This is a genomic window from Micromonospora sp. NPDC049580 (genome assembly GCF_040675595.1).
Lineage (GTDB): Bacteria > Actinomycetota > Actinomycetes > Mycobacteriales > Micromonosporaceae > Micromonospora.
In genome coordinates, this window is the sequence record NZ_JBFAPG010000271.1 from 1 (window position 1) to 8603 (window position 8603).

At 73.5% G+C, this 8603-nt stretch carries 9 protein-coding genes and 2 pseudogenes; 6 read left to right on the forward strand and 5 right to left on the reverse strand.

Annotated elements, in window-relative coordinates; genetic code table 11:
• The 3 genes and pseudogenes from AB0J68_RS20610 to AB0J68_RS20620 form a co-directional block, all read right to left on the reverse strand.
• Nucleotides 1-775: pseudogene (locus tag AB0J68_RS20610) on the reverse strand (IS5 family transposase); the annotation flags it as partial.
• A 50-nt stretch (nucleotides 776-825) separates the two neighbouring features.
• Nucleotides 826-1608 (reverse strand): fused MFS/spermidine synthase, encoded by a 783-nt coding sequence (locus tag AB0J68_RS20615; protein ID WP_355136947.1) that lies wholly within the window; start codon nucleotides 1606-1608, stop codon nucleotides 826-828.
• A 130-nt stretch (nucleotides 1609-1738) separates the two neighbouring features.
• Entirely contained in the window at nucleotides 1739-2713 is a 975-nt protein-coding gene (locus tag AB0J68_RS20620; protein ID WP_363939979.1) for a DUF2267 domain-containing protein, read from the reverse strand.
• A gap of 200 nt (nucleotides 2714-2913) precedes the next feature.
• Between AB0J68_RS20620 and AB0J68_RS20625 the strand changes: the two genes are divergently transcribed.
• Nucleotides 2914-3228: a hypothetical protein gene (locus AB0J68_RS20625; protein WP_354861679.1), complete on the forward strand. Its 315-nt coding sequence runs from the start codon at nucleotides 2914-2916 to the stop codon at nucleotides 3226-3228.
• Nucleotides 3229-3338: 110 nt separating this feature from the next.
• Here the strand turns inward: AB0J68_RS20625 and AB0J68_RS20630 are convergent, their stop codons facing one another.
• Complete coding sequence (locus tag AB0J68_RS20630; RefSeq protein ID WP_363939981.1) at nucleotides 3339-3683, reverse strand: STAS domain-containing protein; 345 nt, start codon at nucleotides 3681-3683, stop codon at nucleotides 3339-3341.
• A 58-nt stretch (nucleotides 3684-3741) separates the two neighbouring features.
• On the reverse strand, nucleotides 3742-4068 hold the full coding sequence (locus tag AB0J68_RS20635) for an STAS domain-containing protein (RefSeq protein WP_354861676.1): 327 nt from the start codon (nucleotides 4066-4068) through the stop codon (nucleotides 3742-3744).
• A 279-nt stretch (nucleotides 4069-4347) separates the two neighbouring features.
• Between AB0J68_RS20635 and AB0J68_RS20640 the strand changes: the two genes are divergently transcribed.
• The 5 genes and pseudogenes from AB0J68_RS20640 to AB0J68_RS20660 all read left to right on the forward strand — a co-directional run.
• The gene (locus tag AB0J68_RS20640) at nucleotides 4348-6108 is read left to right on the forward strand and encodes a PP2C family protein-serine/threonine phosphatase (protein WP_363939983.1); all 1761 of its coding nucleotides are present in this window, start codon (nucleotides 4348-4350) and stop codon (nucleotides 6106-6108) included.
• Entirely contained in the window at nucleotides 6105-7151 is a 1047-nt protein-coding gene (locus AB0J68_RS20645; protein ID WP_363939985.1) for a cobalamin-dependent protein, read from the forward strand. The genes AB0J68_RS20640 and AB0J68_RS20645 overlap by 4 nt, the downstream gene beginning before the upstream one ends.
• Nucleotides 7152-7258: 107 nt before the next feature.
• Entirely contained in the window at nucleotides 7259-7606 is a 348-nt protein-coding gene (locus tag AB0J68_RS20650) for an STAS domain-containing protein (RefSeq protein WP_354861671.1), read from the forward strand.
• 71 nt (nucleotides 7607-7677) lie between these two features.
• Nucleotides 7678-8121, forward strand: a complete 444-nt coding sequence (locus AB0J68_RS20655; RefSeq protein ID WP_354861669.1) for a response regulator — start codon at nucleotides 7678-7680, stop codon at nucleotides 8119-8121.
• A 179-nt stretch (nucleotides 8122-8300) separates the two neighbouring features.
• Nucleotides 8301-8603 (forward strand): annotated as a pseudogene (locus AB0J68_RS20660) (ATPase); the annotation flags it as partial.

Below are 8603 nucleotides of genomic sequence, written 5' to 3' on the forward strand. Positions count from 1 at the left end.
GTGATTGCGCGGGTTGAAGCCGCGTCCCACGAGGTTGGGCTTGCGGTTGGTCGCGTTGTCGATGGGGGGGGGCCGCCCGCCGTGGCTGCCCTTGGCGGACCGGCGGGCGACTTGGTCCGAGCGTTCCGGGATGACGTGCCGGATCCCTCGATGGCGCAGGGCCTGGCGGGTGCAGTCGTGGGCGTAGCCCTTGTCGGCAATCAGCACGTCGGGGCGTTTGCGTGGCCGGCCGGGTCCGGGCTCGTTGATCCGGATCGCGTCGAGCAGGGCCAGGAGTTGTGGGTTGTCGCCGGCCTGACCTGGGGTGAGCAGGATCGACAGCGGTCGGCCGCGGCCATCGACGGCGAGATGGATCTTCGTGCTCAGTCCGCCGCGTGATCGGCCGATGCCCTCGCCATCTTGCGCACCAGGTGTCGCCGGACTTGTCGGGGAGCCCCCTTTTGCGGGCGCCAGCGGCATGCTGGTGCGCCCGCACGATCGACGAGTCGATGCTGATCGTCCACTGCACCGGTGTGCCGTCGTCATGGACCTGCGCCGCCGCGAGGATCCGATCCCAGGTGCCATCCGCGGTCCACCGCCGCAGCCGTTCATGGCAGGTCTTCCACGGCCCGAAGCGTTCCGGCAGGTCACGTCACGGCGCACCCGTGCGCAGCTTCCACAAGATCCCATTGATGACCTGACGGTGATCCCGCCACCGCCCCCGAGACCCACCCGGCTCCGGCAACAGCGGCGCGATCACCACCCACGCCTCATCGGTCAGCTCACCACGCCGCACCACCATCACATCGTCAACGACCCACCGCTACACGATCGGCAGGACACGGCCTAGGCGTCGGCGTCGGTGAACGGGTGGGCGCCGGCGACGAACGTGTCGAGCGCGGCGGCGTGCAGCAGCCCGCCGGGGATCGGGTCGCGCAGCGCCGCCGCCGCGAGCCGGCCGACCGGCAGACCGCCCGGGCGGTGCGTCGCGGCGAGCACCAGGTTGCCGTAGCGCCGAGCGCGCAGCATCCGGCGGTCCCCGAACACGCAGACGTCGCCGAAGACCGCCCGCAGCGTCGCCACCTGCACCCGGGTGCCGACCAGTGGCGGCAGGTCCGTGACGTTGACCAGATAGAGCCCGCCGGGGCGCAGGACACGGGCCACCTCGGCCGCGAACTCCACGCTGCGTACGTGGCGGGGCATTCGGGCCGCCCGGTAGATGTCGGCGATCACCAGGTCGTACGCGTTGGACGCGGCGGCCGTGACCGCGTCCCGGGCGTCGGCGACCTCGACCCGCACCTCGGGCGGCAGCGGCGGCAGTTCCCGGGCGACCAGCTCGACCACCGCCGGGTCCCGCTCGACGACCCGCTGCGCGGAACCCGGCCGGGTCGCGGCGAGCCAGCGCGGCAGCGTCAACGCACCGCCGCCGAGGTGCAGCACGCTCAGCGGTACGCCCGCCGGGGCGGCCAGCTCCACCGCCGAGGCGATCCGCCGGACGTACTCGAAGTGCAGGTGCCGGGGATCCTCGACATCCACGTACGACTGCTCGACGCCGGCGGAGAGCAGCGTCCGTCCGGTTCGGCGGACCGGATCGGCGACCAGCTCCAACCGGTCGGCGGCACGCTTCATGACGGCACGCTAACCGAGCGGCTCGCGGGCCCGAACCGCCGGTGGGCGGACGGGTCGCATACCGCGCCCGACGGGCCGGCGGCGCGGGAGGTACCCGCGTGCGCCGGCCCGCGTGCGCCGTCTGCGGCGGTCAGCCGCTGGCCATCCCGGCGCCCACCTCGTCAATGGCGTCGTCGATCGAGTGGGCGAGGTCCACGTCGAGCGCGGTCACCCCGTCGGCCTGGTTGGTGCGCACGGTCAGCACGGCGGCCGTGCCGCCCGGTCGCCCGATGCTCGGGCCACGCCCGGTCTCCTCGCGCAGCCGGTCCAGCCGGGCGAGCACCCGGTCCAGGTTGTCCGGCGGCAGCGCGATCACGCGGTACAGGCCGGTACTGTCACCGGCCCAGTACGGCAGGTCGTCCAGCGCCGCCCGGAGCTGGGTCTCGTCCAGCGTGGGTGTGCTGGTGGAGGCGCCCACGATGCCGCCGCCGGCCGCTGGCGGGTTCAGCAGCTCCCGCAGGCCGTCGGGGACGTGCAGGGACTCGACCAGGTCGCCGTCCTGGTCGGCGAGCGCGGCGAGCGTCGCCTCGGCCTGGTAGCGGGCCTGCTCCGGCGAATTTCCGCTGATCCGGCCCACCTCGGCCAGGAAGCCGGGCAGGTCCCGGTGCCGCTTGATGCCGTCCACGGGCAGGACGTCGTGCAGCGAGTTCGGCACGGCGGCGAGCAGCCGTTGCCGCTCCGCCGCGTCCAGCGCGAAGGCCAGCACCAGCACCGTCGCCTCGGCGCCCACCTTGGCCGTCGAGAAGCCGACGCCGGAGCGGCGTCGGACGTCGTCGACCAGGTCGTGGTAGCCGACGCTGTTCACCCCGGCCGCGCCGCCGGGTGGCGGCTGCGGGCGCGGATTGTCCGCGGTGCCCCTCGACGGCGGGGCCGGTCCACCACGCGTGGTGTCCGGCTTGTGCCGTCCGGCCGGCGCTGGGCCGGTCCGCTTGCCCTGGTCCAGGCTGGTGAGCTGCTTGGAGGCGCTCAGGCTGGCGCCGAACTGACTGGGCTGGCTGCCCTGTTCGCGGGCCTGCCGGGCCAGCGCCCGGCGGCGCTGGTTGTCGCCCTCCATCTGCTTGCGCATGGTGACGCCCCTTCCGCTGGGGATCGATCCTGCGCCCGTCGCGTTCCCGCCGCCCCGGAGCCGAAACGGACGCCGCCGGCCGGGTAGGGCTGAGCGTCGATGAGGCTTCATCCGGCCGGGGTGAGGGGTGCTCACCCGTGCGGCCGGCAGGATCGGGGCAGGACCACAGTTCTTCCGAGGTACGCGGAAGGAAGGTCGTCATGAAACGGATCGTCGAGATCGTTCCCGCTCGACCTGGCTGGTACGCCCGGTGGCAACTCGCGCCCGACGCCACCCGGTGCTACCCGGTGAGCCTGTGGGCGTTGCTGGAGGAGGCCGACGGAACCGGCCGGGAAGTGGTCGGAATGGACTGCATCGGCCAGTGGCCGGGTGCGGACGACAACGAGGCCGATGGGGAGTTTGTCCGCTACCTGTACCAGACGCCCGACTCGGGGGAACCCGACGACATCGAACCTCCGTCGGCCATCGAACTGCGCGACGCCGGCCCCCGGCTCCAGCCGATGACCGCGCCCTAGACATTTCTCCGGCCCCCGACCCCAGGTCCCAGGGTCGGGGGCCACCCCCCTTTCTCGGGGATGGTGACCCGTTTCAGGGACGGCGACCCGGCGGTGGGTGGGTGCGGCCGTCAGCCCAGGGCGCGCAGATTGGCGCCGTCGACGGCGACGGTGTTCTCCACGGCCAGCAGCTCGGTGAGCCCGGTGCGGTCCAGCATCTGCTGGAGTCGGGCGCTGACCTCGGTCAGCCGGATCGCCCCGACGCCCCGGCGCACCACCAGCAGGGCGCTGAGGCCCGACGAGTCGCAGAGGCCGACCCCGGCCAGGTCGATCGTCACGTGCTGCTCGCCGTGCAGCTCAGCCGCGGCGGCGACCAACTCCGGAGCGGTGTCGTAGTCCAGCTCGCCGGTCAGCCGCAGCCGGACGTGACCGGCTGCGAGCCGGGTCACCTCGATGGTCAACAGCTGGTGGGACATTCCACCATTTTCCCAGTCCAGCGGCGGAACGCAAACCGCAGGGCCGCGAGCCGCCGGGTCACGCGCTGGCGGCGGACTGCTGCGAGCCGGGGCCGACCGTACTGGTCGCCGGCAGCGGCCGGTCGAGCAGCGCCGCCACCCCGGTGATGTCCAGGATCGTCGCCAGGAAGCGGGGGACCGCCCGCAGTCGCAGCGTCGTTCCGACCTCCTGGCCCTCCCGCCACGCGTGCACGATCACGCCGAGACCGCTGCTGTCGATGAAGACCAGGTCGGCGAAATCCAGCACGATGCCGCGCGGCGCCTCGGCGAGGACCCGGTCGACCTCGGCGCGCAGCGGCGCCGCGGTCAGGTACGCCAGGTCGCCGCCCACGCGGATCAGGGGCATGTCGGGATCGGACCGATCGACGGACATGCTCAGCTGGTTCGCTTCGGGGCCCCGCCCGTCCGATGGCACGATCACGCCTTTCCGCACACGGCGGTTCCAGCCGGTGCGAAGGGATCGTAACAACCGTCGGGCGGGTCCGCCCGGTACGCGACCGAGGGCCCGCGACCTGCCGTGGGATGCCGGTCGCGGCCGACCGGCGTAGGGTGGCCGGAGAGATTTGACCACAGAGGCCGGTTCCGGTGCGGGTTCGGGTGGACGACAAGGAGTGAGGCTCAGCTGGTGACTGCTTCCGACGTCAGGGACACCGACGACGGACGGATCTCCACGCCGAGCACCACACGGACCACGGCGTGGTCCGCCGACGCGCCGTCCTGGCCGAGCACCGCGCTGCCGCCGCTGGCCCCCGACCGTGATCGGGCCGCGCCCGACTGGTCCGAGGTCGTCGAGCACTTCCGCGAGGGCCTTGTGGTCTGCGACGCCGACGGCGTCGTCCGACACGTCAGCCCGGTGGCCGAGCGGTTGCTGCCCGAGGTGGTCCCCGGTGTTTCGCTGGCCGCGTCCGGCGTTCCGGGTCTGGGCGAGGGGAGCCCCGGAGGCTTCACCCACCTCGGTCGTCGGCTCACCGCCCGCCAGGTGCCCCTCTCCGCCGGTCGATGCTGCTGGTACGTGGAGGACGTCACCGAGAGCGTCAGCCGTGCCGACGCGCTGCTCGCCGAGCGGGCCCGCTCGGCGTTCCTGGCCGTGGTGGGCGACAAGCTGGGCAACCCGCTGCACCCGGACCGGGCCGCCGCGGCGGTCGTCCGCCTCGCCGTGCCGACCCTCGCCGAGGTGGCCGTGCTGGTGCTGGCGCCGCGCGTGGGGCGGGCCCGGTGGTGGCGGGCCTCCCGGGCCGCCGACGAGACGCCGACGATCGACAGCGGCGTGCTCGTTGGCCCCGCCCTGCCGGCCGCGATCGCCGAAGGACTGACCGGGGTCGAGCCGCACACTCTCGACTGGCTGGTGGAGCAGGCGGTCGACGCCGGCTGGCTGCCCGGCCTCACGAGTGCCGACAGCCTTGCCCGGGTCGTGCCGTTGCCCGGCCGGGACGCCCCCGTCGGGGTGCTGCTGGTCGCCCGCCGCTCCAGCCGGTGGTACGACGAGGACGACGTCGGGTTGATTCGTGCCTTCGCGGCCCGGGCCGGCGCGGCGCTGACCACCGCTCTGCTCTACCGCGACCAGGCCGAGGTCGCCGACACCCTGCAGGCCAGCCTGTTGCCGGTCGAGCCGACCGAGACCGCCGGTGTGCAGTGGGGCACCGCGTACCGCCCGGCCCAGGCGGGGCTGCGGATCGGCGGCGACTTCTACGGTTCGCACCGGCTCGCCGACGGCGGTTGCGTGTTCTTCCTCGGCGACGTCTCCGGCAAGGGCGTCGAGGCGGCGGTCTTCACCGGCCAGCTCCGCCAGTGCCTCCAGGCGCTGCACCGGGTGGAGTCGCACCCCGGGCGGCTGCTGCGACTGCTCAACGACGCGCTGCTGGAGACGACCCAGGCGCACGGCCAGGGCCGCTTCGCCACCATCGTGCTCGGCGTGGCCCGTCCGCAGCGCGACGGCGGCGTCACCCTCACGATGGCCGGGGGCGGGCACCTGCCGCCGCTGGTGCTGCGTACGTCCGGCGAGGTCGAGTCGGTGCCGCTGCGCGGCATGCTGATCGGGGTGGTGCCCGACCCGCGCGTCGGTGAGGTGACCGTGCGGCTGGCGCCGGGCGAGACCTGCCTGCTCTACAGCGACGGCGTGACCGAGGCCCGCGGGGGCCGCCGCGGCGACGAGCAGTTCGGCGCGGAGCGGTTGCTCACGGCCCTGACCGGTTGCCAGCGGATGCCGGCGCCGGCCCTGGCCGAACGCGTCGAGCAGGTCACCTGTGACTGGCTGGGGCACGGCGACCACGACGACATCGCGGTGCTGGCGTTGCGCGCGGTCAGCCCGGGCGGGCGAGGCGCGCGGCACCTGCACGCGGTGCCCACGTCGACGAGCGCCGACGAGCAGAGGGAGAGCCCCGCGTGACCGCCCCCGCCACGACCACAAGCCTGGCCGACGCCTACCCCGGCTACCTGGCCTGCCTCGCCGACGCCGACGAGTACGCCGCGATCGACGTGGCGCTCGGTCTGCTCGACGCGGGCGTACCGCCGGAGCGGGTGCTGCTCGACGTGGTCGCGCCGGCCCAGGCCGAGGTGGGTGAGCGGTGGGCTCGCAACGAGTGGAGCGTGGCCCAGGAGCACGCGGCGACCCACATCAGCGAGCGGGTGGTGGCCGCGGTGGCGACGCACGCCAACCCGCGTCCGACCGGCGGGCGGATCGTGGTGGCCTGCATGGACGGCGAGTGGCACGCGCTGCCGCCCCGGCTGGTGGCCGAGGTGCTGCGGCTGCGCGGTTGGCAGGTGACCTTCCTGGGCGCCAGCGTGCCGGCGGCGCACCTGGTGTCGTACCTGCACCGGCACGACGCGCAGGCGGTCGCGTTGGCCTGCGCGCTGCCGATGCGGCTGCCGCACGCCCACCGGATGATCGAGGCGTGTCGGCGTTCGGACGTGCCGGTCGTGGTCGGGGGGCGTGGCTTCGGCGCGGACGGCCGGTGGGCGGCCCGGCTCGGCGCGGCCTGGGCGCCGGACGCGCCGGCGGCGGCGGAGTTGATCGCCGACGAGCGGGCGGTGCGGCGGGTGCCGGCGGCGCAGCTCGGGCACCTGGCCGACGACGAGTACGCGAGTCTCGTCCGCCGCAGGGGTGAGCTGATCGACAGCGCGCTTACCGACCTGCGCGAACGGGTGCCGGCGACCCGCGGGTACACGGCCGCCCAGCTCGACTCGACGGTGAGCGACCTGGGGCACATCCTGGACTCGCTGGCCGCCTCGCTCTACGTCGACGACGCCTCGCTGTTCACCGAGTTCGTCAAGTGGCTGGTGGAGATCCTGACGAGTCGGGGTGTGCCGGCCAGCGCGGTCGCCCTGACCCTGGCGCACTACGCCGCCGTGCTGCGCGACTTTCCCCGCGCGTCGCACGCGCTGGCGCGCAGCCGTGCCGGGTTGGTCTCCGCGTCCCGTTCCGCGGGCTGAGGACCACCCCCGGACGATCACCACGCGCTGCGGACCGTCGTACCCCCCTGCGTATACTTGCCGGACTGCAAACGTCCCACCCAACCGGTGGAGCGAGGGGGAGAACGGTGACGTTCAGCGTCAGCCACGCCGAGCGCGACGGCGGTGCGGCCTGCCTGCGGCTCGCCGGTGAGCTGGACCTGAGCACCGCCGGCGAGCTGGCCGCCGCCATCGACAAGCTCACCGCGGCCGGCGAGCGGCGGGTGCTGCTCGACCTCACCGACCTGATCTTCTGCGACTCCACCGGGATGGCCGTGTTCGTCCGGGGCGACAACCAGGTCACCGCCGACGGGGGCTGGTTGCGGATCACGGGCGCCACCGGGCGCGTCGAGCGTGTGTTGCGGGTCACCGGTCTGGCCGACGTGCTGCGATACCTTCCGGACACGGCGGACCCGACGTCCAAGAGCGCCTCCTGATGGGCTAGATTTCCCCGCCAGCACGGTGACCGTTCCGGTCTCCTTTCTCCGCCGACCCGAGGCAGGTAGTGATGGGCGACAGCCCGCAGCCGGTACGCATCCTGGTGGTCGACGACGATCCGGGCGACGTGCTGATGATCGAGGAGGCGTTGGCCGACTCCGACGTCGAGAAGATCATTGACGTGGTCAGCGACGGCGAGGAGGCGATGGAGTTCCTGCGCGCCGAGGGCCGGCACGTGCAGGCTCGCCGACCGGACGTCATCCTGCTGGACCTGAACATGCCGCGGATGGACGGGCGTCAGGTGCTCGGCGCGGTCAAGCAGGACGAGGATCTGCGGACGATCCCGATCGTGGTGCTGACCACCTCGAACGCCGACACCGACATCGTCGGCAGCTACACGTTGCAGGCCAACGCGTACGTCACCAAGCCGATCGACCTCGATGACTTCAACGACGTGGTGCGCCGCATCGACGAGTTCTTCGGCCGCGTGGTCGTGCTGCCCAAGCGCCCCTGATCCGCCCGGCGCGGTCGGTCGGCATTGTCCCCGCCGCCGGCCCGACGTGGCCCGTCGCCGCGCCGCGCCCCGCCGGACGCGCGCGCATGCTGAACAATTTTCCCGAACCGCCTCGGTCGCTGTCGCCGCGTCCGAGGATCCAGGTGGGGAAGTAACAGCGGCTGCCTGGGGGCGACAGTATGAGGTTCTCCGTCGTGAAGACCGGCTACGACCAGAGGCAGGTGGATTCCTGCCTGGATGAGCTGGGGATCCGGTTGTCCCGACTCGCGGCGCGGGCGGAGGGCGCCGCCGGGGCGACCCGCGAGTGGGACGAGATCCGCCAGGAGGCGACCTGGCTCAGCGGGCTGCTCCAGCGGCTCGACCTGGGCGACGCCGGGACGACCCGGCAGGCCGGCGACGCGGTGCGGCGGGAGGCGGCCGAGATCCTGGCGCAGGCCCGCAACGAGCTGGACGAGGCCCGCGAGGAGGCCCGTCGCGTCCGC